General features: G+C 69.2%; 22 protein-coding genes. 18 read left to right on the top strand and 4 right to left on the bottom strand.

The genetic code is table 11. From position 1 onward, the window contains the following. Positions 1-415 precede the first annotated feature (415 nt). Positions 416-2,014 carry a calcium-binding protein gene (locus tag ICN82_RS11570; protein ID WP_193182875.1) on the bottom strand — a complete coding sequence of 533 codons (1,599 nt, stop codon included), beginning with the start codon at positions 2,012-2,014 and terminating at the stop codon, positions 416-418. Positions 2,015-2,345: 331 nt separating this feature from the next. Here ICN82_RS11570 and repA point away from each other — a divergent pair, with 331 nt between their 5' ends. From repA to glnT, 8 genes are all read left to right on the top strand, one after another. Then, positions 2,346-3,560: a plasmid partitioning protein RepA gene (gene repA, locus ICN82_RS11575; RefSeq protein ID WP_193182877.1), complete on the top strand. Its 1,215-nt coding sequence runs from the start codon at positions 2,346-2,348 to the stop codon at positions 3,558-3,560. Beyond that, on the top strand, positions 3,560-4,540 hold the full coding sequence (gene repB / locus ICN82_RS11580; RefSeq protein ID WP_193182879.1) for a plasmid partitioning protein RepB: 981 nt from the start codon (positions 3,560-3,562) through the stop codon (positions 4,538-4,540). The genes repA and repB overlap by 1 nt, the downstream gene beginning before the upstream one ends. Before the next feature lie 319 nt (positions 4,541-4,859). Next, complete coding sequence (gene repC, locus ICN82_RS11585; protein ID WP_193182881.1) at positions 4,860-5,849, top strand: plasmid replication protein RepC; 990 nt, start codon at positions 4,860-4,862, stop codon at positions 5,847-5,849. Positions 5,850-5,955: 106 nt separating this feature from the next. After that, positions 5,956-6,594, top strand: coding sequence for a helix-turn-helix domain-containing protein (locus tag ICN82_RS11590; protein ID WP_193182883.1), 639 nt, complete (start codon positions 5,956-5,958; stop codon positions 6,592-6,594). 151 nt (positions 6,595-6,745) lie between these two features. Next, positions 6,746-7,633 carry a class II glutamine amidotransferase gene (locus tag ICN82_RS11595; protein WP_193182885.1) on the top strand — a complete coding sequence of 296 codons (888 nt, stop codon included), beginning with the start codon at positions 6,746-6,748 and terminating at the stop codon, positions 7,631-7,633. Positions 7,634-7,636: 3 nt separating this feature from the next. Beyond that, the gene (locus tag ICN82_RS11600; RefSeq protein ID WP_193182886.1) at positions 7,637-8,314 is read left to right on the top strand and encodes a GltB/FmdC/FwdC-like GXGXG domain-containing protein; all 678 of its coding nucleotides are present in this window, start codon (positions 7,637-7,639) and stop codon (positions 8,312-8,314) included. Further along, positions 8,314-9,639, top strand: coding sequence for an FMN-binding glutamate synthase family protein (locus ICN82_RS11605; RefSeq protein ID WP_193182888.1), 1,326 nt, complete (start codon positions 8,314-8,316; stop codon positions 9,637-9,639). Before ICN82_RS11600 ends, ICN82_RS11605 begins: the two co-directional genes overlap by 1 nt. A gap of 67 nt (positions 9,640-9,706) precedes the next feature. Further along, on the top strand, positions 9,707-11,011 hold the full coding sequence (glnT, locus tag ICN82_RS11610; RefSeq protein WP_193182890.1) for a type III glutamate--ammonia ligase: 1,305 nt from the start codon (positions 9,707-9,709) through the stop codon (positions 11,009-11,011). A gap of 7 nt (positions 11,012-11,018) precedes the next feature. On the opposite strand, the gene ICN82_RS11615 is transcribed toward glnT, so the two are convergent. Next, positions 11,019-11,996, bottom strand: a complete 978-nt coding sequence (locus tag ICN82_RS11615) for a GlxA family transcriptional regulator (RefSeq protein ID WP_193182892.1) — start codon at positions 11,994-11,996, stop codon at positions 11,019-11,021. Between the two features lie 115 nt (positions 11,997-12,111). On the opposite strand from ICN82_RS11615, the gene ICN82_RS11620 reads away from it, so the two are divergent. The 10 genes from ICN82_RS11620 to ICN82_RS11665 all read left to right on the top strand — a co-directional run bounded on the left by ICN82_RS11620 (position 12,112) and on the right by ICN82_RS11665 (position 24,275). Further along, positions 12,112-13,362 (top strand): sarcosine oxidase subunit beta family protein, encoded by a 1,251-nt coding sequence (locus ICN82_RS11620; RefSeq protein WP_193182894.1) that lies wholly within the window; start codon positions 12,112-12,114, stop codon positions 13,360-13,362. Positions 13,363-13,371: 9 nt separating this feature from the next. After that, a complete protein-coding gene (locus ICN82_RS11625; protein ID WP_193182896.1) occupies positions 13,372-13,644 on the top strand; it encodes a sarcosine oxidase subunit delta in 273 nt (90 codons plus the stop codon). After that, on the top strand, positions 13,641-16,586 hold the full coding sequence (locus ICN82_RS11630; protein WP_193182898.1) for a sarcosine oxidase subunit alpha family protein: 2,946 nt from the start codon (positions 13,641-13,643) through the stop codon (positions 16,584-16,586). The genes ICN82_RS11625 and ICN82_RS11630 overlap by 4 nt, the downstream gene beginning before the upstream one ends. Further along, positions 16,579-17,142, top strand: a complete 564-nt coding sequence (locus ICN82_RS11635) for a sarcosine oxidase subunit gamma (protein ID WP_193182900.1) — start codon at positions 16,579-16,581, stop codon at positions 17,140-17,142. Before ICN82_RS11630 ends, ICN82_RS11635 begins: the two co-directional genes overlap by 8 nt. 68 nt (positions 17,143-17,210) lie before the next feature. Then, entirely contained in the window at positions 17,211-18,149 is a 939-nt protein-coding gene (gene purU, locus ICN82_RS11640; protein ID WP_330998996.1) for a formyltetrahydrofolate deformylase, read from the top strand. 201 nt (positions 18,150-18,350) lie between these two features. Then, complete coding sequence (gene cysP / locus ICN82_RS11645) at positions 18,351-19,391, top strand: thiosulfate ABC transporter substrate-binding protein CysP (RefSeq protein WP_193182904.1); 1,041 nt, start codon at positions 18,351-18,353, stop codon at positions 19,389-19,391. Between the two features lie 77 nt (positions 19,392-19,468). Further along, positions 19,469-20,311, top strand: a complete 843-nt coding sequence (gene cysT, locus ICN82_RS11650) for a sulfate ABC transporter permease subunit CysT (protein WP_193182906.1) — start codon at positions 19,469-19,471, stop codon at positions 20,309-20,311. Then, positions 20,311-21,114: a sulfate ABC transporter permease subunit CysW gene (gene cysW / locus ICN82_RS11655; protein WP_193182908.1), complete on the top strand. Its 804-nt coding sequence runs from the start codon at positions 20,311-20,313 to the stop codon at positions 21,112-21,114. Before cysT ends, cysW begins: the two co-directional genes overlap by 1 nt. After that, on the top strand, positions 21,111-21,836 hold the full coding sequence (locus tag ICN82_RS11660) for an ABC transporter ATP-binding protein (protein ID WP_193182910.1): 726 nt from the start codon (positions 21,111-21,113) through the stop codon (positions 21,834-21,836). Before cysW ends, ICN82_RS11660 begins: the two co-directional genes overlap by 4 nt. Before the next feature lie 150 nt (positions 21,837-21,986). After that, complete coding sequence (locus ICN82_RS11665) at positions 21,987-24,275, top strand: FdhF/YdeP family oxidoreductase (protein WP_193182912.1); 2,289 nt, start codon at positions 21,987-21,989, stop codon at positions 24,273-24,275. Between the two features lie 31 nt (positions 24,276-24,306). On the opposite strand, the gene ICN82_RS11670 is transcribed toward ICN82_RS11665, so the two are convergent. Together ICN82_RS11670 and ICN82_RS11675 are read right to left on the bottom strand one after the other, a co-directional pair. After that, positions 24,307-25,611: a sigma-54-dependent transcriptional regulator gene (locus ICN82_RS11670; protein WP_193182914.1), complete on the bottom strand. Its 1,305-nt coding sequence runs from the start codon at positions 25,609-25,611 to the stop codon at positions 24,307-24,309. Continuing rightward, the coding region (locus ICN82_RS11675; RefSeq protein ID WP_230978203.1) for a sensor histidine kinase at positions 25,608-26,517 on the bottom strand (910 nt) is incomplete at its 5' end. The genes ICN82_RS11670 and ICN82_RS11675, both read right to left, overlap by 4 nt.

A 26,517-nucleotide genomic window follows, 5' to 3' on the forward strand; every position in this document is an offset into this window, starting at 1 on the left:
TCACCCCGCCTCTAGGATATCTGCCCGGCGCCTTCCAGCCCGGCGCTGCCGCGCCCGCAGGACCCGCATGGCCGCCAATCCCGCAGCTGCCCCGCAGGCAAAAAAAAAGGCCGAGACAAGCTCGGCCAAAGTCCAACAGGGAGGTTGAAGATGATGAGAGTTTCCTCTCACCGTCGTCTTCCTTGCCCCATTTATGGGCGGAGTGTGAACGAAGCAACCCGGCCAGCCCTGCAATATCCGCATGCCCGTCATGCATCCCAGGGCCGCAGACCTGCGCGGACGGACCGCCGCATGGTCCCGCTACGGAGGACGCGGCGTTTTAGTCGCTGTTTTATCTGCATAACCGCCGCCATGTGGGGCCGTTTTCATGTCCGGTAAAATGGGGGCGCGCCTGGTCCGGCGCCCCCTTCCCCGCTCAGAACAGGAAGTCGCTCTGGTCGAGATCGCCCAGATAGGTCCGTTCCAGGGTCAGCACGTCGCCCCCGCCGAAATCGATCACGACATCCTCGCCGTACTGGGTGGCGGCGGCCACGACCCCGGCCCATCCGCCATATCCGTCGAGCCGCAGCGCGATGACGTCCTCGCCGTCCTGGAAATCGGTGATCGTGTCATGCCCGCTGGCATAGATGAAAGTGTCCGCCCCCGCGCCGCCGGTCAGCCAGTCACTGCCCTGCCCGCCATCGAGCCGGTCATCGCCGGCGCCGCCGGTCAGCACGTCGCGCCCCGCGCCGCCCGAGGCCTTCAGCGAGATCGACCCGGCCTCCAGCCAGCGCGCATCGATGACGTCGTCGCCGCCGAGCCCCTTGACCACCAGCTTCTCGCTATTGGTGATGTCCAGCGTGAAATTCCCCAGGTTGACGCGCTCGAAGAGCACCCCGTCGCCGGTGCCGCGGATCTCGAAGTGATCGCCCGCCGTCTCGGCGCCATCCACCAGGACGGTGTCGTAGCCGAGACCGCCATCCATCACGTCGGACCCGTCGCCATTGTCCCAGGCCATCACGTCCCGGCCCTGCCCGCCGCGCATGTAGTCGTTGCCCTTCTCGCCTTCCAGCCAGTCATTGCCCGTGCCGCCCAGCAGGACGTCATCCCCGGCCCCGCCGGTCAGGATGTCGTCCCCGGCGCCGCCGTCGGCCTTCAGGCGGATTGCCCCGGCCTCCAGCGCCGACGCGTCGATGACGTCGTCACCGCCCTGCCCGTTGACCTCCAGCCGCTCCGTCCCCGCGATGTCGATCGTGAAGGGGCCCAGATTGGTGCGCGCGAAGGACACGTCGCCCGCGCTGCCCGCGATCACGAAGGCATCCCCGGCCCCGTCGGCGCCGTTGACCACCCCCGTGTCATGGCCCAGCCCGCCCTGCATCACGTCCGAGCCGTCGCCGTTGTTCCACACCATCGTGTCGGCCCCGGCGCCGCCGCGCATCAGGTCATTGCCCTTCCCGCCGATCAGCAGGTCGCGGCCGGCCCCGCCCAGCAGGGCATCATCCCCGGCGCTGCCGATCAGCACGTCCCGCCCGGCGCCGCCATCGACGCGCAGATCGACGAGCCCCGCGCCCAGACCGGAGGCATCCACCGTGTCGTCGCCGCCCAGCCCGTTCACCGTCAGCCGCTCGGTATTGCGGATATCCAGCGAGAACGGCCCCAGGTTCACCCGTTCGAACGCGACGCCGGCTGCGCTGTCGCGGATCTCGAACAGGTCACCCGCACCGTCTGCGCCGTTGACCAGGGCGGTGTCGCGCCCGGCGCCGCCCTCCATCACGTCCGACCCGTCGCCGTTGTTCCACACCATCGTGTCGGCGCCGTCGCCGCCCAGCATGACGTCATTGCCGCGATCGCCGATCAGCGTGTCCGCCCCGGCCTCGCCTGCCAGCACGTCATCGCCATCGCCGCCGCGAAGCACGTCGTCCCCGGCGCCGCCCGCGACCACGTCATTGCCGTCGAGCGCCTCGATCAGGTCCTCCCCCGGGCTGCCTGCCAGGATATCCGCCTCGGGCGTGCCCGGAATGTAATTTGCGGCCATCGTCTCTCTCCTCGATCCGGTGCGAAACCGTCTGTTGCCGAAGGCGCCACCGCGGCACCATCGAGGCATGGTCGACCCGGGGCGGCGTCCGGTTCAGTTTATTTCCGCGCCGCCCGGGCTTGTTCCGGTGCGCACAGGCAGGCAGGATCCGGGCATCCGGCGGAACCCGCGCGACAGGCCGTTACAGAATCAAGTTGCCGAAGGGAAAGTTGCGTGGCACAGATTGTGTCGTCGCAGGAACACGCCATTTTCCGTTTCCTGCGACGATAGCTGGACCAGACGCCAAAAACCCGGTTAAGAGGTTGGCAGGCAGGATTCGAGGACAGAGCGCATGGACGACCGCAGGCAGGCAGGTCTTTTCACGCCACAGGCGGAGAGCATCTCCGAAAGCATCATCCGCAACGCGGCGACCTTGTCGGATGCGCTGGACCATCACATGCGCCACAGCTTCCGCCCCGAAACCCGCAAGACCCTGCGCAAGTTCTCCCCGGCCGAAGTGTCCGAACTGACCGGGATCAGCCTGTCGAACCTGCGCACGCGCCACCAGGAAGGCGATTTTCCCGATGTGGAGACCGATGCGCGGGGGCGGCGCCTGTATGACGCGGCCGAGATCGCGCAGATCCGCGAGATCATGGCCCAGACCGGGCGCAACGGGCATATCTATCAGCCCGGCCGCCGCGAGGGCGACGCGCTTCAGGTGATTTCGGTCGTCAACTTCAAGGGCGGCAGCTCCAAGACCACCACCGCGATCCACCTCGCCCAGCGATACGCGCTGCGCGGCTATCGGGTTCTGGCGGTGGACATGGACCCGCAGGCGAGCCTGACGACCATGTTCGGCTATCGCCCCGAGCTGGAATTCGTGGATCACGGCACCGTCTATGACGCGTTGCGCTACGAGGATCCGGTGCCGATGAGCCAGGTGATCCGCAAGACCTATTTCCACAATCTCGACCTCGCCCCGGCCGGCCTCCTGCTGTCGGAATACGAGACCGAGACCGCCTATGCGCTGCAGCACCGGATCGAACCGCCCTTCACCCAGCGCCTGTCGATCGCGCTGGACGAGATCGAGGCCGATTACGACCTGGTCATCATCGACTGCCCGCCGCAGCTGGGCTTCACCACGATGACCGCCCTTCTCGCCTCGACGGGGCTGCTGATCACGGTGATCCCCTCGATGCTGGACATCGCCTCGATGGCGCAGTTCATGGAACTGGCCGGAGAGACGGTGCGCACGCTGGAGGAACAGGCGGGGCCGACCGACTGGAAGTTCATGAAATTCATGATCGCCCGCTACGAACCCACGGATGTGCCGCAATCGCAGATGGCAGGGTTCCTCAAATCCATCCTGCTCGACCAGGTGCTGCACACGCCGATGCTGAAATCGACCGCGATTTCCGATGCCGGGATGACCCAGCAGACGGTCTATGAGCTGGAGCCGGGGCAGATCGTGCGCAAGACCCGCGACCGGATCATGGAAAGCCTCAACGGCGTCGCGGACGAGCTTGAAACCATCATCCAGCAGGCCTGGGGACGGAGGACCGACTGATGGCGCGCCGCAACATGTTCCAGCCGCCCCGCCCTCCGGCCGAGCCCGGCACCCCGGCCCAGCCCGCCGCCCCGTCCGGGCGCAGCGGGTTTCCGGCCACCGGCGCGATGACCGCGATGAAGACGACCCTGCGCGATCTCAGTTCCAACGCGGTGCGCGAGATCGACCCTGCGGTGATCGAGGAGGACGGGCCGCGCGACCGGCTGGCCTTCTCCGACCGCGAGGTGGCGGATCTGGCCGACAGCATCCGCGAACACGGCCAGCAGGTGCCGATCATGGTGCGCCCGGTCGCCGAACGGCCCGGGCATTACCGCATCGTCTATGGCCGCCGCCGCCTGCGCGCCATCCGGCTGCTGGGGATCCCCGCCAAGGCGATGATCCGCACGCTCAGCGACGAGCAGGCGATCTTGGCCCAGGGGCAGGAGAACAGCCAGCGGCTGGATCCGAGCTTCATCGAGAAGGCGCTGTTCGTCGGCGAACTGGCCGCGGCGGGCTATTCCAACCCGGTGATCATGGATGCGCTGGCCATCGACAAGGCGATGCTGTCGCGGATGACGAAGGTCTGCGATCACGTGCCCGCCGGTCTGGCCCAACGCATCGGCCCCGCCCACGGCATCGGCCGCCGCCGCTGGGAGGACCTGGCCGAAGCCCTGCGCGATAGCGGCGCAGACCCTGACGCGATCGCGTCGCAGGCGCTGGATCACCGGCCCGAGGCAGGTTCGGACGACCGTTTCCTCGCCGTGTTCTCGGCCCTTCGCCCGGCGGCTGCCGCCCCTGCCCCGTCCGCCCGCGCCGCAAGCCGGATCAGCGACCGCGATGGCCGCCCCCTGGCAGAGATCCGCAGCACCGCCCGCAGTGTCGGGCTGAAGCTGGCGACGGCAGAGCAGCCGGAATTCAGCCGCTGGTTCGCCGAGAATGCCGAAGAGATTCTGCGCCGTCTGCATGACGAGTGGCAGGAAGACCGGGACCCACAGGCATAAACGTCCCGGAAGACTGACCGAAACCCCAACCAGAGGAGCACAGACGAGGCGCAGCAGATAAAGAAAGAGCCCCCCGAGAAAATCCCAGAGAGCCCGATCTGTCTTTAGCATCTTCAGGTCTACCAGCTTCTCGCCAGTCGTCAAGCACATCCGATTCGGGTGACCGAAAGGTGTGTCCTGCCGTCACTCCTGCGCCGTCTTCATGCGGTCCGGAAACAGGGATTTGCACGCCGGGGCCATGACGCCGCCCTTGTGATCGAGCATGACCCCGATTGCCACGCTTGTCCCGCGGAGCCCTGCTCCGACGGAAGGGAGCCCGTTGTCCGCGGACAACCGCTTCGCCCTGATGCCCGCCCTGCGCCAGGCCCGTGCCGTGCTGGGCCTGTCCCCGGCCGTGCTTGCCACGCTGGAGGCGATGCTGACCTGCCTGCCGAAAACCGGCAGCGCGCATGTCGTCTTCGCCTCGAACGAGACGCTGATCCGGCGGCGCAACGGGGTCTCGGACCGGACGATCCGCCGCCATGTCGCGCATCTGGCGGCGATCGGCCTGCTGCGGCGCTGTGACAGCCCCAACGGAAAACGCTACAGCCGCCGCAACCCGCTGACCGGGGAAATGCTTCGTTTCGGGTTCGATCTTTCCCCCCTGTTCGGACGCGCCGACGAGATCCGCCGGATGGCCGCCGCCGAAACGGCCCGGCAGGAGGCCTGCGATGTGCTGCGCCTGCGCATCCGGACCGTCCTGTCCGCGGTGCCCGAGGAACAGCGGATGGACCTGCTGCGACGGTTGCGCCGCCGCCTGTCCCTGGAGGAACTGGAAGACATCCTGGCCCCCCTGCGCAGCCTGGAGCCCGACACGAACACCATGCCCACCCCCCCTGACCATCCCGCAACCGAGCTTGTCACATCGGACGGAATGACCGCCACCGACAGCCAATCTGTCCGCCACTGTCAGAGATCCAACCAAGAAACCCGGAAAGACTCGCCCAGCGAACTGCGCCCGGACCAGATCGGCGCGGCCTGCCGGTTTGCCCTGTCCTTCTCGGCAACGGACATATCCGGCTGGCCGCAGCTCTGCGATCATGCGGACCGGCTGGCTTCGATGATGGGCATCGACGGAGATAGCCTGCGACAGGCCAAGGCCAGATGCGGACCCCGTTCCGTGGCCAAGACCCTGATGCTGATTGCCGAGATGAAGTCACGGGTGAAAACCGCGCCCGCCTATTTCCGATCCGTGACCACGGGGATGCGCGCGGGCGATTTCGATCCCGACAGGCTCATTGCAAGGCGGCTTCGGGCCGGGGCGGCATGATGCCGGACGTTGTCCGCGGACAACCGCAGCAATCGCGGCTATGGTCATTCTCCGGCTGGCACGCGACAACTGCCCAGCGACCCGAACCATCCGAGGAGAAGCAGGCATGAAGCGCAAGGGACAAGGGGAATTGTCGCAGGATCCGCATGCCGTCCGCGAGATCCGCGAGAAGACCCTGGAAGTCGCCATCGGCCGCGAAGTGAGGGAATTGCGCCGGCGCCAGAGACTGACCGGCGCGGAACTGGCCGCAGCGGCGGGGTTGTCCGTGGGCATGCTGTCCAAGATCGAGAACGGGGTGATCTCGCCGTCGCTTGCCACGATCCAGACCCTGGCCCATGCGCTGCGGGTGCCGCTGGTCCAGCTTTTCGCCGGGTATGAGGAAACCCGCGGCTGCATGCATGTGAAGGCAGGGCAGGGGGTGGAGACAGACCGCGCGGGAACCCGGGCGGGGCACCAGTATCACCTTCTGGGGCATATCGGCTCGAACGACTCCGGGGTGGTGGTCGAACCCTACATGATCACGCTGGACAACCAGAGCGACACGTTTCCGACCTTCCAGCACGAGGGGATCGAGATGCTCTACATGCTCGATGGCGAGATGGGCTACCGCCATGGCGACCAGCTGTACCGGATGGAGCCGGGCGACACGCTGCTTTTCGATTCCGATGCCCCCCACGGTCCGGAGCAACTTGTCCGCCTGCCGATCCGGTATCTGTCGATCATCACCTATCCGCAGCAGGGGTGAGACACGGCCTGCCCGGAAAGCAGGCAATCCCGACGGTAGCCGGATGAAATCGGCCCGCGCCTCTATTTTTTCCTAGCAGGAATGTTTATTTCCTCTTAGGGGTGTTTCGAAAGGCGGCACCGGCCGCATCCAAGATCATCCCGGAGGACCCATGTGTGGCATTGTCGGCCTGTTCCTGAAAAATGATGCGCTGCATCCCCGGCTGGGCGACATGCTCGGCGACATGCTGGTGACGATGACCGATCGCGGGCCCGACAGTGCCGGCATCGCCATCTACGGCCCCGCGGGGGAGGGAACGAAGATCACCGTCCAGTCCGACACGCCCGGCGCCGCCTTCGATGGGCTGGCGGAGGCGCTCAGTGCGGAGCTGGGTGCTGCGGTGACCATGACGCGGGCGGATACGCATGCGGTGCTGCACATGCCGGAGGCGGTCGCCGCCGCGGCCATCGCCGCCCTCGAGGCACGCGGGCTGCGCGTCATGGGGACGGGCCGGTCGATGGAGATCTTCAAGGAGGTCGGCCTGCCTGCGGATGTGCTGGAGCGTTTCGGCATCCGCGCGATGGGCGGCACGCACGGGATCGGCCATACCCGCATGGCCACGGAATCCGCGGTGACGACCCTGGGGGCGCATCCGTTTTCCACCGCCGATGACCAGTGCCTGGTGCATAATGGCAGCCTGTCGAACCACAACCAGATGCGCCGCCGCCTGGCGAAGAAGGGCGTGATGACCCGCACCGAGAACGATACCGAGGTGGGCGCCGCCTATATCTCCTCGCGCATCGCCGAGGGGGCGACGCTGGGCGAGGCGCTGGAGGGGACGCTGAAGGATCTCGACGGGTTCTTCACCTTCGTCACCGGCACCAGGGACGGGTTCGGCGTGGTGCGCGACCCGATCGCCTGCAAGCCCGCGGTGATGGCCGAAACGCCCGATTACGTGGCCTTCGCCTCCGAATACCGCGCCTTCGCCGATCTGCCCGGGATCGAGGCCGCCCGCGTCTGGGAACCCGAACCGGCAACCGTCTATTTCTGGGAGCGCTGAACGATGTCCGTCCTCGACCTGCAGGCGATGGGCCTGCGCGCGATCAATACCACGCTGCAATCCGCCGCGGGCTCCGGCGACAGTTTCACCATCGCGAACCCGCGCGGCAGCCACGCGGTCGCCGTCGGGCTGGACGGCCCGCTGAACGTGACCGTGCAAGGCTCCACCGGCTATTACTGCGCGGGGATGAACAAGGAGGCCGAGATCACCGTGGAGGGATCGGCGGGGCCGGGCCTGGCCGAGAACATGATGTCCGGCACCGTGACCGTGACGGGCGATGCAAGCCAGTATGCCGGGGCGACCGGGCGGGGCGGGCTGCTGAACATCCGCGGCAATGCCTCTTCGCGCTGCGGCATCTCGATGAAGGGCATCGACATCGTCGTGCATGGCAATATCGGACACATGTCCGCTTTCATGGCGCAGAAGGGCAACCTGGTCGTGCTGGGCGATGCCGGGGATGCGCTGGGGGACAGCCTCTACGAGGCGCGGATCTTCGTGCGCGGCAAGGTGGCGTCGCTCGGCGCCGATTGCGTCGAGAAGGAGATGCGCCCCGAACACCTGGAGATCCTCGCCGACCTCCTGTCCCGCGCGGGCGCGGATGCGGCGCCCGGCGAGTTCCGCCGCTACGGCTCGGCGCGCAACCTCTACAATTTCAACATCGACCACGCGGACCAGTACTGATGGACAAGACCCCCAAGACCGAGCCGCGCCAGAGCTGGACCTTCTCGCGCGAGGTGAATGCCGAGATCCGCCGCGCCGCGGCCACCGGCATCTACGACATCCGCGGCGGCGGCGCGAAGCGCCGGGTCCCGCATTTCGACGACCTGCTGTTCCTGGGCGCCTCGATGTCGCGCTACCCGCTGGAGGGATACCGCGAGAAATGCGACACCTCCGTCACGCTGGGCACCCGCTTTGCCACGAAACCGATCGAGCTGAAGATCCCGGTGACCATCGCGGGCATGTCCTTCGGCGCGCTTTCGGGCGCGGCCAAGGAGGCGCTGGGGCGCGGGGCCACGCTGGCGGGGACCTCGACCACCACCGGCGACGGCGGCATGACCGAGGAGGAGCGCGGCCATTCCGAGAAGCTGGTCTACCAGTACCTGCCGTCCCGCTACGGCATGAATCCCGACGACCTGCGCCGGGCGGATGCGATCGAGATCGTGGTGGGGCAGGGGGCGAAACCTGGCGGCGGCGGCATGCTGCTGGGCCAGAAGATCACCGAGCGCGTCGCGGGAATGCGCGACCTGCCGCAGGGGGTCGACCAGCGGTCTGCCTGCCGTCACCCGGACTGGACCGGGCCCGACGACCTGGAGATCAAGATCCTGGAGCTGCGCGAGATCACCAACTGGGAAAAGCCCATCTACATCAAGATCGGCGGCGCGCGGCCCTATTACGACACGGCGCTGGCGGTGAAGGCCGGGGCGGATGTCGTGGTGCTTGACGGGATGCAGGGCGGCACGGCGGCCACCCAGGACGTGTTCATCGAGAATGTCGGCCAGCCGACCCTGGCCTGCATCCGTCCTGCCGTCCAGGCGCTGCAGGATCTGGGGATGCATCGCGAGGTGCAGCTGGTGGTCTCGGGCGGCGTCCGCACGGGGGCGGACATGGCCAAGGCGCTGGCGCTCGGCGCGGATGCGGTGGCCATCGGCACCGCCGCGCTGGTGGCGCTCGGCGACAACGACCCGAAATGGGAGGCCGAGTACCAGGCGATGGGCACCACCGCGGGGGCCTATGACGACTGGCACGAGGGCCGGGACCCCGCGGGGATCACCACCCAGGACCCGGCGCTGGCGGCGCGGCTCGACCCGGTCGCGGCCGGGCGGCGGCTGCGCAACTACCTCAACGTGATGACGCTGGAATGCCAGACCATCGCGCGGGCCTGCGGCAAAAGCCATGTCCACAACCTCGAACCCGAGGATCTCTGCGCGCTGACCATGGAGGCCGCCGCCATGGCGCGCGTGCCGCTGGCGGGCACCGAGTGGTGGCCGGGCAAAGCCGGGTTCTGAACAAAGAGTGAAGGACGGGGCGGGCACGGATCCGCCCCGCGCATGTGACAGGGAAAAGGATGCGACGATGACCGACCTCGCCGCCTATGCCGCCGATCGCGGCATCAAGTATTTCATGATCTCCTATACCGACCTCTTCGGCGGCCAGCGGGCCAAGCTGGTTCCGGCCCAGGCCATCGCCGGGATGCAGCAGGACGGCGCGGGCTTCGCGGGTTTCGCCACCTGGCTGGACCTGACGCCGGCGCATCCCGACATGCTGGCCGTGCCGGATGCCTCCGCCGTGATCCAGCTGCCCTGGAAGCCCGAGGTTGCCTGGCTGCCCGCCGATTGCGTGATGGAGGGCGAGGCCGTCGCGCAGGCGCCCCGCAACGTGCTGCGCCGCCTGGTCGCCGAGGCCGCCGCGCAGGGGCTGCGGGTCAAGACCGGGATCGAGGCCGAATTCTTCCTGCTCTCCCCGGAGGGCACGGCCATCTCCGATGCGGCCGATACCGCCGACAAGCCCTGCTATGACCAGCAGGCGGTGATGCGCCGCTATGACGTGATCGCCGAGATCTGCGATTACATGCTGGACCTGGGCTGGGGCCCCTACCAGAACGACCACGAGGACGCCAACGGCCAGTTCGAGATGAACTGGGACTATGCCGATGCGCTGGTGACGGCGGACCGCCACAGCTTCTTCAAGTTCATGGTCAAGTCGGTGGCGGAAAAGCACGGGCTGCGCGCCACCTTCATGCCCAAGCCCTTTGCCGGGCTGACCGGCAATGGCTGCCATGCCCATGTCTCGGTCTGGGATGCCGAGGGCCGCGTCAACGCCTTTGCCGACCCCTCGAAGGAGCTGGGCCTGTCCGGCCAGGGCCGCAGCTTCCTCGGCGGGATCATGACCCATGCCGAGGGCTTGGCCGCGATCACCAACCCGACCGTCAACAGCTACAAGCGGATCAACGCGCCGCGCACCACCTCGGGGGCGACCTGGGCGCCCAATGCCGTGACCTGGACGGGCAACAACCGCACCCACATGGTGCGCGTGCCGGGACCCGGGCGGTTCGAGCTGCGCCTGCCCGACGGCGCGGCGAACCCCTATCTGCTGCAGGCGGCGATCATCGCGGCCGGGCTGTCGGGCCTGGCATCGGGGGCCGATCCGGGGCCGTGCCGCGACATCGACATGTATGCCGAGGGCCACCTTGTCACGGATGCGCCGCGCCTGCCGCTGAACCTGCTGGATGCGCTGCGGGCCTTCGATGCCGATGAGGGGCTCAAGGCGATGCTGGGGCCGGATTTCTCCGCCTCCTACATCCGCATGAAGATGCAGGAATGGACCGATTTCACCGCCCATTTCACCGATTGGGAACGCAGGACCACCCTCGATATCTGACCCGCGCTCAGTCCCCGGGCACCGTCCCGGCCCGGCCTTGAGCCGGGCCCTCCGCGCGGCGCAGGCTGGAGGGGGCGATGCCGAATTCGCGGCGGAAGGCATCGGAGAAATGCGCCTGCCCGGCAAAGCCGGTCATCAGCGCCACGCCTGACAGGGGCAGCCGGGTCGAGACGATCAGCCCGCGCCCGGTCTCCAGCCGGATCCGCCGGTATTCGGCCATCACCGAGCGTCCGGTGGCCGCGCGGAACTGCCGCCCCAGCTGACGCGGCGAGATCCCGCACAGCGCGGCGATCTGTTCCAGGTCCAGCGGATCGGCGACATGGCCGTCCATCAGCTCCAGCGCATCCGCCACAGGGCGGGGCAGGGGGCCATAGCGGGCCGCGCGCGATGCGGTCTGGGGCGCCTCCGCCCCGCGGATCTCGGTCTGGATGAACCAGTCCGAGATCCGCTGCGCGAAGGCGGTGCCATGGTCGCGGGCGATGATCGCATGCATCATGTCCAGCGGCGCCGTGCCCCCCGCACAGGTATAGCGGTCGCGGTCGATGACGAAGAGCCGCCGCTCCAGCAGCCCGTCGCCCGGCATCGCCGCGACCTCGTCATAGTGGTGCCAGTGCACGGTGAAGCGCCGCCCCGCCAGCAATCCCGCCCGCGCCAGAACCACCGCCCCGCCCGAGATCCCGCCCAGGGCCGCGCCGCGCCGGTCCGCCTGCCTCAGCCAGCTCATCAGCGCCGGATCGGCCATGCGCCCGGGGCTGCCGCCGGCCACCACGAAGACCAGGTCGTGATCGGGCGCGACCTCCCGGAACGGACGCGCCGGGAAGGCGGCGCCAATGGAGGACCGCGCCTCCGCCCCCCCCGTCGACAGCAGCGTGATGTCATAGGCCGCCCCCGGCGCGAACAGGTTCGCCGCGCGCAGCGGCTCCAGCGCGGCGGCGGTCGACATCAGCGCATAGCCGTCGACCAGCAGGAAGGCGATCCTGCGCATGGGCCGTTTCCCCCGTTTTGCCAACGTGACGTTATTACGAATGTGATTGTCCATTTTCAAGAAGCATTGCCCGCCGCCGCGGTGTAGGAAGGCCGGGAATGAAGGAGCGGACCGGATGAGATTCTCGGGACTGAGACTGGTGAAGGAGGCCCTGACGGGGCATCGCGGCTGGGAGCCGCTCTGGCGCGACCCGGATCCGCAGCCCCGCTACGACATCGTCATCGTGGGCGGCGGCGGGCACGGGCTGGCCACGGCCTATTACCTGGCCTCGGTCTTCGGACAGGCGCGCATCGCCGTGCTGGAGAAGGGCTGGATCGGCTCGGGCAATATCGGGCGCAACACCACGATCATCCGCTCGAACTACCTGCTGCCGGGCAACGAGCCCTTCTACGAATTCTCGATGAAGCTCTGGGAAGGACTGGAGCAGGAGCTGAACTTCAACGCGATGGTCAGCCAGCGCGGCATCGTCAACCTGATCCATACCGATGCGCAGCGCGACGCCTATCGCCGCCGCGGCAACGCGATGCGCCTGGCCGGGGCGGATGCCGAACTGCTCGATCGCGACGGCGTGCGCGCGCGGCTGCCCTATCTGAATTTCGACGATGCGCGCTTTCCGATCAAGGGCGGGCTCGTGCAGTCCCGCGCCGGGACCGCGCGCCATGACGGCGTGGCCTGGGGCTATGCCCGTGGCGCCGACCGGCGCGGCGTCGACCTGATCCAGAATTGCGAGGTCACCGGCCTGCGCATCGAGGGCGGCGCCGTGACGGGCGTGGAGACTACGCGCGGCCCCATCGGCGCGGGCAAGGTCGGCGTGGCGGTGGCGGGCAGTTCCTCGCGCGTCATGGCGATGGCCGGGATGCGCCTGCCGATCGAATCCCATGTGCTGCAGGCCTTCGTCACCGAGGGGCTGAAACCCCTGATCGACACGGTCATCACCTTCGGCGCGGGGCATTTCTACATCAGCCAGTCCGACAAGGGCGGGCTGGTCTTCGGCGGCGATATCGATGGCTACAATTCCTATGCGCAGCGCGGCAACCTCGCCGTGGTCGAGGACGTGGCGGAGGGCGGCATGGCGCTGATGCCGATGATCGGGCGGGCGCGGCTCCTGCGGTCTTGGGGCGGCATCATGGACATGTCGATGGACGGCTCGCCGATCATCGACCGCACGCCGGTGGAGGGGCTCTACCTGAATGCCGGCTGGTGCTATGGCGGGTTCAAGGCGACCCCGGCCTCGGGCTATGCCTTCGCGCATCTCCTGGCCACCGGCCGGCCGCACGAGACCGCCGCCGCCTACCGGCTGGACCGCTTCGCCCGCGGCCAGCTGATCGACGAGAAGGGCGCCGGCGCCCAGCCCAACCTGCACTGAGATCCCGCCATGCTGATCCCCCATCCCCTTCTCGGCCCGCGCGATGCGCAGGAATTCACCTATCTCGGCGATGCCGCGCTGATGAACCGTCCCGATCCGGCCGCGGGCGAGGACGCGTTCTGCGACCATGTCTATCTGCGCGGCAACCCCGCGGGCGTGCATCGCGAGCTGTGGTTCCACGAACAGGGCGACCGCTCCTGGCTGGTCGTCACCCGCAACACGCTGACCCACGAGATCCTGGGCGCGGAACTGGCCACCGACGTGGCGCGGAGGTCCGAATGACCCGCCTCTCCGGCCATCTCGTCGATACGGCGCGGCGCCTGAGCTTCACCTTCGACGGCCGCGCCTTCGCCGGCCATCCCGGCGACACGCTGGCCTCGGCGCTCCTGGCCAATGGCGTGCAGCTGATGGGCCGCAGCTTCAAGTATCATCGCCCGCGCGGGCCGATCGCGGCAGGCAGCGAGGAGCCCAACGCGCTGGTCACGCTGGGCCGCGGCGCGCGGGCAGAGCCGAACACGCGGGCGACGGTGGCGGAACTGTTCGACGGGCTGGAGGCCTCGAGCCAGAACCATGCCGGGTCGCTGCAGCGCGACTGGCTTGCGGTCAATGACCGGCTGGCCCCCTTCCTCGCCGCCGGGTTCTATTACAAGACCTTCATGTGGCCCAAGGCGTTCTGGGAGAAGCTCTACGAGCCGGTGATCCGCAAGGCGGCGGGGCTGGGGGCGCTGTCGGGGCTGCCGGACCCGGATGCCTATGATCGCGGCTACCGTCATTGCGACCTTCTGGTGATCGGCGCGGGCGCGGCGGGGCTGGCGGCGGCGCTGGCGGCCGGACGGGCCGGGGCGCAGGTGATCCTGGCCGAGGAGGATTTCCGTCCCGGCGGCCGGCTCCTGGCCGAGGGCGGGCTGCTCGATGGCCGCCCGGCGCCGGACTGGGTGGCGGAGGTCGCCGCCGAGCTGGCCACGCTGCCGAATGTCCGGGTTATGACCCGCACCACGGTCTTCGGCGCCTATGACCACGGCATCTTCGGCGCGGTCGAGCGGGTTTCCGACCACCTGGCGGAGGCCGGGGGGGGCGTGCGCCAGACCCTGTGGCGGATCACGGCCCGGCGCAGCGTGCTGGCGGCCGGGGCGACCGAGCGGCACATCCCCTTCCGCGACAATGACCGCCCCGGCATCATGCTGGCGGGCGCGATCCGCGCCTATGCCAATCGCTGGGGCGTGACCGGACAGAGGCAGGCGGCCGACCCGGTGGCGATCTTCGCCAATGGCGATGACGGCCATCGCACGGCGGCGCAGCTTGCGGCGAAGGGCGTGCCGGTCCTCGGCGTGATCGACCCGCGCCGCGACGCGCCGAACCTGGGCGGCTACGAGACCTTCGCCGGCGCCACCGTGACCGGCACGCGCGGGCGGCTGGGGCTGACGGCGATCGAGGTGACGCGCGGCGGCCGGGCCGAATGGCTGGATTGCGGGCTGCTGGGCGTCTCGGGCGGCTGGAACCCGAATGTGCACCTGGCCTCGCATCACCGCGGGCGTCCTGTCTGGGACGAGGCGCGGCTGGCCTTCCTGCCCGGTCCGGGCGGGCCTGCGGGGCTGATCCCGGCGGGCGCGGCGGCGGGGCAGGGCGGCACGGCCGAGGCCATGGCCGACGGGCTGCGCGCGGCCGCGCAGGCGCTCGGCGACCTGGGGATCGCCCCGGCGCCGGTGCACCTTCCGGCGGCCGAGGCGGAACCGGCGCGGCAGGAGGCGTTCTGGCATGTCCCCGGCAAGGGCCGGGCCTGGGTCGATTTCCAGAATGACGTCACGGTCAAGGACATCGCCCTGGCGCATCAGGAGAACATGCGCCCGGTCGAGCACCTGAAACGCTGGACCACGCTGGGCATGGCGACCGACCAGGGCAAGACCGCCAATGTCACCGCCCTGGCCGTGATGGCGGAACTGACTGGCAAGGCGATCCCCGAGACCGGCACGACGATCTTCCGCCCGCCCTATACCGGCGTGTCGCTGGGCGTGCTGGGCGGCGGCGATACCGGCCGGGGCTTTCGTCCGACCCGCCTGACGCCGAGCCATTCCTGGGCCGAGGCCGAGGGCGCGGTCTTCACCGAGGTGGGGGCCTGGATGCGGGCACAGTATTTCCCGCGCCCCGGCGAGACCCATTGGCGCGAGAGCGTCGACCGCGAGGCCCGCGCCGTGCGCGCCGCGGTGGGGATCTGCGATGTCACCACGCTGGGCAAGATCGACGTGCAGGGCGCCGATGCGGGGGACTTCCTGAACCGCATCTATGCCAACATGATGGGCACGCTGCCGGTTGGAAAGGTCCGCTACGGGCTGATGCTGCGCGAGGACGGGCATCTGTATGATGACGGCACCTGCGCGCGGCTGGGCGAGGACCATTACGTGGTCACGACCACCACCGCGAATGCGGGCACGGTGTATCGCAACATGGAATTCGCCCGCCAATGCCTGTGGCCCGATCTGGACGTGCAGCTGATTTCCACCACGGATGCCTGGGCGCAGATCGCCGTGGCCGGGCCGCGCTCGCGCGAGCTGCTGACGCGGATCGCCGACGGGGCCGACCTGTCGAACCAGGCCTTTCCCTTCATGGCCTGCGGCGCGATCACCGTCTGCGGCGGGCTGCGCGCGCGGCTCTTCCGCATCTCCTTCTCGGGGGAACTGGCCTATGAGATCGCCGTGCCCGCCCGCTATGGCCATGCGCTGATGGCGCGGCTGATGGAGGCGGGGGCCGATCTGGGCGTGACCCCCTACGGCACCGAGGCGCTCGGCGTGCTGCGCATCGAGAAGGGCCATGCCGCGGGGGCCGAGCTGAACGGCCAGACCACCGCGCGGATGATCGGGCTGGAGAAGATGGTGTCGCGGAAGAAGGACGCGATCGGCGCCGTCATGTCCCGCCGCGGCGGGCTGGCCTCGGAGACGCGGCGGCTGGTCGGGCTGGTGCCGGTCGATCCGGGCGCCGGGGTGGTGCCGGGCAGCCATCTCTTTGCAGCCGATGCGCCGCAGGACACCGCCCATGACCAGGGCTGGATCACCTCCGCCTGCTTCTCGCCGCATGTCGGGACGATGATCGGCCTGGGCTTCCTGGAGAATGGCGAGGCCCGGATGGACGAGGTCATCACCGCCGCCAACCCGCTGGAGGGGACGGAGGCCGCGCTGCGCGTCGTCTCCGCCCATTTCGTCGACCCTGAAGGAGGTCGCCTGCGTGACTGACCTGATCCCGATGACGGCGCTCGGCGGCGCGGCCCCGCGCAGCCGCCGCCACGGCGCGCTGAGCCTGGTTGAGCGCCCCGATATCGCGCTGGCCTCCCTGGCGCTGCGCCGTGGCGCCGTGGCGCCCGCGCCCGGCGGGCTGGTGCTGCCCGGGCCCGGCGGGCTGGCCTCGGCCGATGGGCTGGCCGCCTTCTGGACCGGGCCGGGCCAGTGGATGGTCGAGGCGGCGGGCCAGGCGGAGGCGGATTTCGCCGCCGCGCTTGCCGCGATGGCGCCGGGCTGTTCGGTCACCGAACAGACGGATGGCTGGGCCTGTTTCGAGGTGGCGGGCGATGCCGCGGCGCTGGAGGCGCTGGCCGAGCGGCTGGTGAACCTGCCTGCCGCGGCCCTGGCGCCCGGCAGGGCCACGCGCACGGTGCTGCATCACATGGGCGTCTTCGCGCTGCGCCGCGATCCCGGATGCCTGGCGCTGTGGGGGATGCGTTCGGCCGCAGGCTCGCTGTGGCATGCGCTGGATCAGGCGGCGCTGCGCCTGACGGCCTTCGACGAGACCTGAGGCGGCAGGCCATGGCCCGCCCTGCCGGTCCTTCCCCTGACCGCCTGACATTCAAGAAAGAGAGCCCCGTGACCGACGCCTCCTCCCTCTCCCGCGCCGATGCCGACCGTCCCGCGACGGCCGCTGCGCGCTATTGCCTGACCGTGACCTGTCCCACGACCCGCGGCATCGTCGCGGCGATCGCGGTCTTCCTGGCCGAGCATGGCTGCAACATCACCGACAGCGCCCAGTATGACGACGCCGCCACGGGCCGGTTCTTCATGCGGGTCAGCTTTGCCGCCGAGACCGGCGCGGGGCTGGCCGAGCTGCGCCGCGACTTCGCCGAGATCGCCGCCGGGCTGGAGATGGATTTCGCCTTCCATGACGAGGCGGTGAAGATGAAGGCGGTGATCATGGTCAGCCGCTTCGGCCATTGCCTCAACGACCTTCTCTACCGCGTCCGCATCGGCGCGCTGCCGGTGGAGGTGGTGGCGGTGATTTCCAACCACATGGATTACCAGAAGGTCGTGGTGAATCACGACATCCCCTTCCACTGCATCCCGGTGACGAAGGAGAACAAGCCCGAAGCCGAGGCGCGGATCATGAAGGTGGTCGAGGATGCGGGGGCCGAGCTGATCGTGCTGGCGCGCTACATGCAGATCCTCTCGGACCGGATGTGCCAGCAGATGTCGGGGCGGATCATCAACATCCACCATTCCTTCCTGCCCTCCTTCAAGGGCGCCAACCCCTACCGCCAGGCCTTCGAGCGGGGGGTGAAGCTGATCGGCGCGACCTCCCACTACGTCACCGCCGATCTCGACGAGGGCCCCATCATCGAGCAGGACACGGTGCGCGTGACCCATGCCCAGTCGGCGGCGGATTACGTCAGCCTCGGGCGCGACGTGGAGGCCCAGGTCCTGGCCCGCGCGATCCATGCCCATGCCAATCGCCGGGTGTTCCTCAATGGCAGCAGCACGGTGGTCTTTCCCGCCTCCCCGGGCAGCTTCAGCTCGGAGCGCATGGGCTGAGCGACCGGCGCGGGGCAGAATTTTGGTTCGGCGGGGCAGGTTTCGCGCCCCCGCCGTTCCGGAGCCGCGGCATGGGACGGCGGCATGTCCCTGCCGGGCGGCTCTTGCGGGAAAAAATTCCCTATTTTCCGGGGCGAATTGCCCATGAGGGAATAATGGCTTAGATCTTTCCGGGAATTCAGGAAAAATTTCGGAGCCATCATGTCCCTCTTCTCGCGCGCCCCGCTCTCCCGCCGCCGGCTGGTGAAGAACAGCCTCGGCGCAGGTCTTCTGGCCTTTGCGGGCCTTGCCGGGCCTGCCCAGGCCGAGGAACAGGAGATCCTCAACGTCTCCTACGACATCGCCCGCGAACTCTATGCCGCGCTGAACCCGGTCTTCGCCGAGGAATGGAAGGCCGAGACCGGCAACGACCTGACCATCCAGCAGAGCCATGCCGGATCCTCCAAGCAGGCGCGCGCGATCCTGCAGGGGCTGCAGGCCGATGTCGTCACCTTCAACCAGGTGCTCGACGTGCAGGTCCTGGCCGATCGCGGCGGCTTCGTCGCCGAGGACTGGAAATCGGCGCTGCCCAACAATGCCTCGCCCTATTACTCGCTGCCCGCCTTCCTGGTGCGCGGCGGCAATCCCAAGGGCATCGAGGACTGGGACGACCTGGTGCGCGAGGATGTCAGCCTCGTCTTCCCCAACCCCAAGACCAGCGGCAACGGCCGCTACACCTACCTGGCGGCCTATGCCTATGCGCTGGAAGCCTCCGGCGGGGACGAGGCGGCGGCGCTGGATTTCGTCGGCAAGCTACTGAAGAACGTGGCGGTCTTCGATACCGGCGGGCGCGGCGCGACTACCACCTTCGTGGAACGCAATATCGGCGACGTGCTGATTACCTTCGAGGCGGAGGTGGAGAACATCCGCGCCGCCGAGGATGACGGCGCCTATGAGCGCGTCGTGCCGGAAACCTCGCTTCTGGCGGAATTCCCGGTCGCGCTGGTGGAGAAGGTCGCCGAGCAGCGCGGCACCGCCGATATCGGCCGCGCCTATCTGGAGTTCCTCTATTCGACCGAGGCGCAGCGGATCATCGCGTCCTTCAACAACCGCGTGCACGATCCGGAAGTGGTCGAGGAAACCGCCGACCAGTTCCCCGAAGTGCGCCTGCTGACCGTCGATGACGTGTTCGGCAGCTGGGAAGAGGCGCAGGAAGCGCATTTCGGCGATGGCGGCACGCTCGATCAGGTCTTCCGCAACTGATCGAGGCGCCTTAGACCGCTGCAAGACAATCCCGTCCCGGCCGCAATGCCGGGACCTTTCCGTTCGAGGTGCACGCGATGGTATCGCTCCGTTCCGCCCCGCCCCGCGTGATCCCGGGGCTGTCGCTGTCGCTGGGCATCACGCTCCTGTTCGTGACGCTTGTCATCCTCTTGCCGCTGTCGGGTCTGGCCTGGCAGCTGGCGCAGCTGGACCTGGCCGATTACCTGCGCATCATCGGATCCGAACGGACGCTGGCGGCGCTGCGCGTCACGGTCACGGCGGCGGCGATGGCGACGCTGTTCAACGGCATCTTCGGCTTCATCGTGGCCTGGGTGCTGGTGCGCTACCGCTTTCCCGGCCGCGAGACGCTGGATGCGGTGATCGACCTGCCCTTCGCGCTGCCCACGGCGGTGGCGGGGATCGCGCTGGTCTCGCTCTATGACGGCTCGGGCTGGATGGGGCGGCTGCTGGAGCCGCTGGGCATCCAGATCGCCTATAGCTGGTGGGGCATCGTCACGGCGATGACCTTCACCTCCTTTCCCTTCGCCGTCCGCGCGCTGCAGCCCGCCATCGAGGAACTGGATCCCGACGAGGAACGCGCGGCGCTGACCCTGGGGGCCTCGGGGCCCGCGCTGTTCCTGCGGGTGATCCTGCGGCCGCTGATGCCCGCGATCCTGACCGGGGTGGGGCTGTCCTTCGTGCGCTCGCTGGGCGAATTCGGGGCGGTGATCTTCATCGCGGGCAACATGCCCTACGAGACCGAGATCGCCTCGCTGCTGATCCTGATCCGGCTGGACGAATTCGACTACCCGGCCGCCGCCGCCATCGCGGGCACGCTGCTGGGCGCCTCGCTGGTGCTGCTGGCGGCGATCAACATCGCCCAGCACCGGATGCAGGCCTATCTGAGGGAGGCCCGCTGATGCTGCGCCGCCTGCTGATCCTGGCCGCGCTGGCCTTCACCGTGATCGTCGTCATCCTGCCGGTCGTGTCGATCTTCCACCGTGCCTTCGCCGAGGGGGCAGGGGCCTACTGGACCGCCGTCTCGGATCCCGAGACGCTGGCCGCGATCCGGCTGACCATCGTCACCGCGCTGATCGTGCTGCCCCTGAACACCGTCTTCGGGCTGGCCGCGGCCTGGGCCATCGCAAGGTTCGAGTTTCCCGGCCGCAGGCTCCTCCTGATCGTGATCGAGGCGCCCTTCGCCGTCTCGCCGGTGGTGGCAGGGCTGTGCTTCCTGCTGATCTACGGTGCCTATGGCCCGGTCGGCGCGGCGCTGGCCGACTATAACATCCAGCTGATGTTCAACCTCACCGGCATCGTGCTGGTCTCGGCCTTCATCACCTGCCCCTTCGTGGTGCGCGAGGTGCTGCCGGTGCTGCAGGTCACCGGGCTGGACGAGGAGAAGGCGGCGCTGACGCTCGGCGCGAATGGCTGGCAGATGTTCCGCCATATCGTGCTGCCCAATGTGTCCTGGGGGCTGGCCTATGGCGTCATCCTCTCGGCGGCGCGGGCGATGGGCGAATTCGGCGCGGTCAGCGTGGTTTCGGGGGCGATCCGCGGCCAGACCATGACCCTGCCGCTGCAGGTGGAACTGATGTATAACGACTACAACGCCACCGGCGCCTTTGCCGCCGCCACGCTCCTGACATTCCTGGCGCTGGCCACGCTGGCGCTGCGGGGGCTTCTGCACCATTTCGGTCCGAAGAGGGATCAGGCCGCATGACATTCGACATCCGCAACATCCGCAAGTCCTTCGAGGGCACCGAGGTTCTCAAGGACGTGTCGATGGAGATCGGCACCGGCGAATTCGTCGCGCTGCTGGGTCCCTCGGGCTCCGGCAAGACGACATTGCTGAACATCGTGGCGGGGCTGCAGCATCCCGATAGCGGCACGCTCAGCCTCGATGGCGAGGACATCACCCGGCTGAGTGCCGGGGCACGCCATTTCGGCATGGTCTTCCAGTCCTACGCGCTGTTCCGCCACATGAGCGTGGCGGAGAATATCGGCTTCGGGCTGAAGGTCATGCCGCGCGGCAGCCGCCCGTCGCGGCGGCAGATCGCGGCGCGGGTGGAGGAACTGCTGGAGATGATCGAGCTGCCGGGGCTGGGCGAGCGCTATCCCGCGCAGCTCTCGGGCGGGCAGCGCCAGCGCGTCGCCATGGCCCGGGCGCTGGCGATCAATCCGCGGCTGCTGCTGATGGATGAACCCTTCTCGGCGCTCGATGCGCAGGTGCGCCAGTCGCTGCGCGCCTCGGTGCGCGACCTGCAGCAGAAGATCGGCGTCGCCGCCATCCTCGTCACCCATGACCGGGCCGAAGCCTGGGCGCTGGCCGACCGGATCGCGGTGATGGGCGAGGGGCGCATCCTGCAATATGACCGCCCCGAGCGCCTGCGCGAGGCCCCGGCCTCCGAGGCGGTGCGGGTTCTGGCGGCAGACGCGTCCTGACCCGCCCGCGATAGCCGGATCCTATCAGCCGACGAAAGTTTGATCTTGAATCACGGCTGAAAAAGGCGTTGATCGCCGCCGAAGCTGCGGTGCAGCATCGGCCGCTTCGCGGCCGGGGCACCGCCGGAACCGGAAGAAGCGAGCAGATCATTGGCCAGGGATGACGTGACGGGCAAGCCGTCCAGCGCGGCGGGCGGCTGGGGAGCCTTGAAAAGCGTGGGCCGCCACCTGATGGGCAGCCGCGCCCCCCTGTCGGGGGCGCAGACCATGCTGCGCGCCAACCAGCCCGACGGGTTCGACTGCCCGGGCTGCGCCTGGGGTGATCCCGAACACGGGTCCTCCTTCGAATTCTGCGAGAACGGCGTGAAGGCCGTCGCCTGGGAGGCCACGCGCGACCGGGTGACGCCCGAATTCTTCGCCGCCCATACCGTGACCGAGCTGCGCGGCTGGTCTGATCACGACCTGGAGTACCAGGGCCGGCTGACCCATCCGCTGCGCTACGACGCCGCGACCGACCGCTATCTGCCGGTCGACTGGGACACTGCCTTTGGCGAAATCGGCGCCGCGCTGAAGGCGCTGCCGCATCCGGATGCCGCGGAATTCTACACTTCGGGCCGCGCCAGCAACGAGGCTGCGTTCCTCTACCAGGCTTTCGTGCGGCTCTTCGGGACCAACAACTTCCCCGACTGTTCCAACATGTGCCACGAGGCCAGCGGCGTCGCGCTGTCGGCCGCCATCGGCATCGGCAAGGGCACCGTCCTCCTGGAGGATTTCGAGCTGGCCGACGCGATCTTCGTGGTCGGCCAGAACCCGGGCACCAACCATCCGCGGATGCTGGCGGATCTGCGCCGGGCGACCGCGCGCGGCGCGCGCGTGGTGGCAGTGAACCCGCTGAAGGAAAAGGGGCTGAAACGCTTCGCCGATCCGCAGGACAAGCTGGAGATGATCCAGGGCGGCAGCCGTCCGACCTCCACCGATTTCCTCTGCCCGCGGCTGGGGGGCGACATGGCGCTGTTCCGCGGGATGGCGAAACTGGTCTTCGCCGCCGAGGACCGCGCGCAGGCGGAGGGGCGTCCGCCGGTGCTGGATCACGCCTTCATCGCCGCCCATACCGAGGGGCTCGCCGACTGGCGGGCCGAGGTGGAGGCGACGGGCTGGTCCGAGATCGAGGCGCAATCCGGCCTGAGCCGCGACGAGATCGCCCATGCCGCGGGGATCTACATGGAGGCGGACCGGGTGATCCTGACCTGGGCCATGGGCATCACCCAGCACCGCCATTCGGTCGCCACCATCCGCGAGATGACCAACCTGATGTTCCTGCGCGGCAATATCGGGCGGCCCGGCGCGGGGCTGTGCCCGGTGCGCGGCCATTCCAACGTGCAGGGCGACCGCACGGTGGGGATCAACGAGAAACCCGCTGCCGCCTTCCTCGACGCGATGGAGCGCGAGCTGGGCGTGCCGATGCCGCGCGCGCCGGGGCATAACGTGCTGGGGGCGATCGGCGCGATGCTGGACGGCAGCGCGAAGGCCTTCGTCGCGCTCGGCGGCAATTTCGCCCGCGCCACGCCCGACAGCGCGCTGATCGCGGCGGCGATGATGCGGCTGGATCTGACCGTGAACATCGCGACCAAGCTCAATCACGGCCACCTCCTGCCCGGGCGCGCCTCCTATATCCTGCCCTGCCTGGGCCGGACCGAGATCGACCGCAACGCCGCAGGCGACCGCCAGATCGTGTCGGTCGAGGATTCCATGGGCATGGTGCACGGATCGGGCGGGATCAACCTGCCCGCCGCGCCGGGGCTGAGATCCGAGATCGCCATCGTCGCGGGGATTGCCGCCGCCACGGTCGGCTCGCAGGTGCTGGACTGGGACGCGCTGGCCCAGGATCATGACGCGATCCGCGACATGATCGCCCGGGTCCTGCCCGATTTCGGCGATTTCAACACCACGCTGCGCCGCCCGCGCGGGTTCCGGCTGCGCAACCGCGCGGCGGAACGGATCTGGACGACGCCGTCGGGGCGCGCGGTCTTCGACGCGCGGCCGCTGCCCGAGGCGACCGAATGGCAGCAGGCGGCGGGGCAGGCGGGCACCTTCGTTTTGCAGACCTTCCGCTCGCATGACCAGTACAACACCACGATCTACGGCATGGATGACCGCTATCGCGGGGTGTTCCGCGAACGCCGCGTGGTCTTCATGCATCCCGGCGACATCGCGCGCCTGGGGCTGGAGCCGGGCGCGCGCGTCACGCTGCGCGGGCTTCACGAGGACGGGGTGGAGCGGGTCGTCGAAGGGTTCCGCCTGGTCTCCCACGACATCCCCACGGGCTGCATCGCGGGGTACTATCCCGAGCTGAACGCGCTGGTGCCCCACGGGCTTTTCGGCGAGCAGAGCCATACCCCCGTGTCCAAATCGGTGCTGGTGCGGGTCGAGGCAGCCTGAGCGAAGCCCGGCCGGCCCCGCCGCAAGCGGCTCAGATGCGGATGCCGTAGCGGCTGATCTTGTCGTTCAGCGTGCGCCGCGCGATCCCGAGGGCGCGCGCGGCGCGTTCGGTATTGCCGCGGCAGCGTTCCAGCGCCTGGCGGATTTCCCGGGCCTCGAAGGCCGCGACCCGCTCGGTCAGCGGGGCGGGGGGACCGGCCGGGGCGGCCGCGCTTTCGGGCAGGTCCAGTCCCAGCGCCGCGCGTTCGGCCATGGCGCGCAGCTCGCGCACGTTGCCCGGCCAGGGACGGGCCATCAGCCGCTGGCGCATCGGGTAATCGGGCACCGGCGCCGGGCGGCCATGGCGGGCGGCGGCCAGCCCGGCGAAATGGCTGAAAAGCAGGAGGATGTCCTCGCCGCGGGCGCGCAGCGGCTCCACCTCGATTTCGGCCCCGGCCAGGCGGTAGAACAGGTCCGCGCGGAAACTGCCATCCAGGGTCAGGTCGCGCAGCCCGGTCTTGGAGGTGGCGACGATGCGCAGGTCCAGCTGCCGCAGCCGGTTTTCGCCCAGCCTTTCGACCGCCCGTTCCTCCAGCGCGCGCAGCAGCTTGGGCTGGATCGCGGCGGGCATCGCCTCGACCTCGTCCAGAAGAAGGGTGCCGCCCGAGGCGGTCTCCAGCTTGCCGGGGCGGTCGGCCGCGCCGGGAAAGGCGCCGGCGACATGGCCGAAGATCTCGATCTCGAACAGGCTCTCGGGCAGCGCGGCGCAGTTCAGCGCCACGAAGGGTCCGGCGGCGCGCGGGCTGGCGGCATGCAGCGCGCGGGCGACCAGTTCCTTGCCGGTGCCGGTCTCGCCCGTCACCAGGATGTCGAGCCCGGTCGGGGCAAGCGCGGCGATGCGGGCGCGCAGCGCCTCGGTGGCGGCGGACCGTCCCAGCAGACCGGCCTCCTCGCGGCGCGCGATATAGGCCTGCAGCCGTCCGATCTCGGCTCGCGCGGCGCGGGTGCGCAGGCCGCGTTCGATCACCGCCAGCAGATGCATGCCGTCATAGGGTTTCTCCAGGAAATCCTCGGCCCCCGCCCGCATGGCCTGCACCGCCTGGGCCAGGTCGCCATGACCCGAGATCAGCACGACCGGGCAGTCCGGATCGCGGTCGCGCAAGGCCTCCAGCAGGGCCTGCCCGTCCATGACCGGCATGCGCAGGTCGCTCAGCACGAGGTCGGGCCGCGTCGGCGCCGCCAGCGCGCGGCTGCCATCGGCGAAGCCCTCCGCGCGGTAGCCGGCCGCGCTGACCAGGTCGCACAGCGCGGCGCGATGCGCGGCGTCATCCTCCACCACATGGATCAGCGGGGTCATTCGGCGGCCTCCCGTCCGGTCGCGTCCTCGATCAGCGGCAGGATCACCGAGACCTCCGCCCCCGCGCCGGGATCGGAACGGATCTCCAGCCGCCCGCCGAATTGCTGCACCACTTCGAAACAGATCGCCAGCCCCAGTCCCAGCCCCTCGCCGCCGTGCGCCGAGAAGAAGGGCTCCGTCACCCGCGGCAGCAGCTCGGCGGGGATGCCGGGCCCGGTATCGCGCACCGACAGCACCAGGTTGCGCGCGGTCTGACGGATGGCCAGGGTCACGACGCCGTCGCCCGGCTCCACCGCGGCGATGGCATTGTGCAGCAGGTTGACCAGCACCTGTTCCAGCCGCGCGTGGCCGGCATTGACCATCGGATCGCCCGCGGGGGGGCTGAAATCCAGCTGGATGCCCGCCGCATCCGCCTGCGGCCGCGCCAGCGCCAGCGCCGAGCGCGCGACCTCGGCCACGGGAACGGGCGAGAGCGGCGCCGCCTCCTGGCGCGAGAAGTTCTTCAGGTGGCGGGTCATGCGCTGCATCCGCCGTATCTGTCCGCGCGCGGACTGAAGCCGGGCGGCGGTCTGTTCGGGGGCGCGGGAGAGGCCGAACTCGGCGGCGGTCAGCGTCGCCTCCATGGCCGCCAGCGGCTGGCTCACCTCATGGACGATCGCTGCCGACATCCGTCCCAGCGCGGCCATCTTCTCGGATTGCACCAGAGTGGCCTGGGCGGCGCGCAGATCGGCCTCGGCGCGGCGGCGGGCCTCGATCTCGCGCGCCAGCGCGGCGGTGCGGTCGCGGACCTTCTGCTCCATCACCTCGCTCTGGCGCAGGCGCAGCGCGATGAGCCGCCTGCGATGGCGCCGCATGTCGGCCAGTCCCAGACCCAGCAGCGCCGCCAGCAGCGCCAGCCCCCCGGCC

This window comes from Mangrovicoccus algicola, assembly GCF_014903745.1.
In the GTDB taxonomy this organism is placed as follows: Bacteria; Pseudomonadota; Alphaproteobacteria; order Rhodobacterales; family Rhodobacteraceae; genus Mangrovicoccus; species Mangrovicoccus algicola.

Coding starts and splice junctions, on each gene's coding strand:
- ICN82_RS11600 (WP_193182886.1), top strand. CDS start 7,637: ATGTCCGTCCTCGACCTGCAGGCGATGGGCCTGCGCGCGATCAATACC.
- cysW (WP_193182908.1), top strand. CDS start 20,311: ATGCTGCGCCGCCTGCTGATCCTGGCCGCGCTGGCCTTCACCGTGATC.
- repB (WP_193182879.1), top strand. CDS start 3,560: ATGGCGCGCCGCAACATGTTCCAGCCGCCCCGCCCTCCGGCCGAGCCC.
- ICN82_RS11630 (WP_193182898.1), top strand. CDS start 13,641: ATGACCCGCCTCTCCGGCCATCTCGTCGATACGGCGCGGCGCCTGAGC.
- ICN82_RS11595 (WP_193182885.1), top strand. CDS start 6,746: ATGTGTGGCATTGTCGGCCTGTTCCTGAAAAATGATGCGCTGCATCCC.
- cysP (WP_193182904.1), top strand. CDS start 18,351: ATGTCCCTCTTCTCGCGCGCCCCGCTCTCCCGCCGCCGGCTGGTGAAG.
- ICN82_RS11605 (WP_193182888.1), top strand. CDS start 8,314: ATGGACAAGACCCCCAAGACCGAGCCGCGCCAGAGCTGGACCTTCTCG.
- glnT (WP_193182890.1), top strand. CDS start 9,707: ATGACCGACCTCGCCGCCTATGCCGCCGATCGCGGCATCAAGTATTTC.
- cysT (WP_193182906.1), top strand. CDS start 19,469: ATGGTATCGCTCCGTTCCGCCCCGCCCCGCGTGATCCCGGGGCTGTCG.
- ICN82_RS11590 (WP_193182883.1), top strand. CDS start 5,956: ATGAAGCGCAAGGGACAAGGGGAATTGTCGCAGGATCCGCATGCCGTC.
- ICN82_RS11670 (WP_193182914.1), bottom strand. CDS start 25,611: ATGACCCCGCTGATCCATGTGGTGGAGGATGACGCCGCGCATCGCGCC.
- ICN82_RS11620 (WP_193182894.1), top strand. CDS start 12,112: ATGAGATTCTCGGGACTGAGACTGGTGAAGGAGGCCCTGACGGGGCAT.
- repA (WP_193182877.1), top strand. CDS start 2,346: ATGGACGACCGCAGGCAGGCAGGTCTTTTCACGCCACAGGCGGAGAGC.
- ICN82_RS11615 (WP_193182892.1), bottom strand. CDS start 11,996: ATGCGCAGGATCGCCTTCCTGCTGGTCGACGGCTATGCGCTGATGTCG.
- ICN82_RS11625 (WP_193182896.1), top strand. CDS start 13,372: ATGCTGATCCCCCATCCCCTTCTCGGCCCGCGCGATGCGCAGGAATTC.
- ICN82_RS11570 (WP_193182875.1), bottom strand. CDS start 2,014: ATGGCCGCAAATTACATTCCGGGCACGCCCGAGGCGGATATCCTGGCA.
- ICN82_RS11660 (WP_193182910.1), top strand. CDS start 21,111: ATGACATTCGACATCCGCAACATCCGCAAGTCCTTCGAGGGCACCGAG.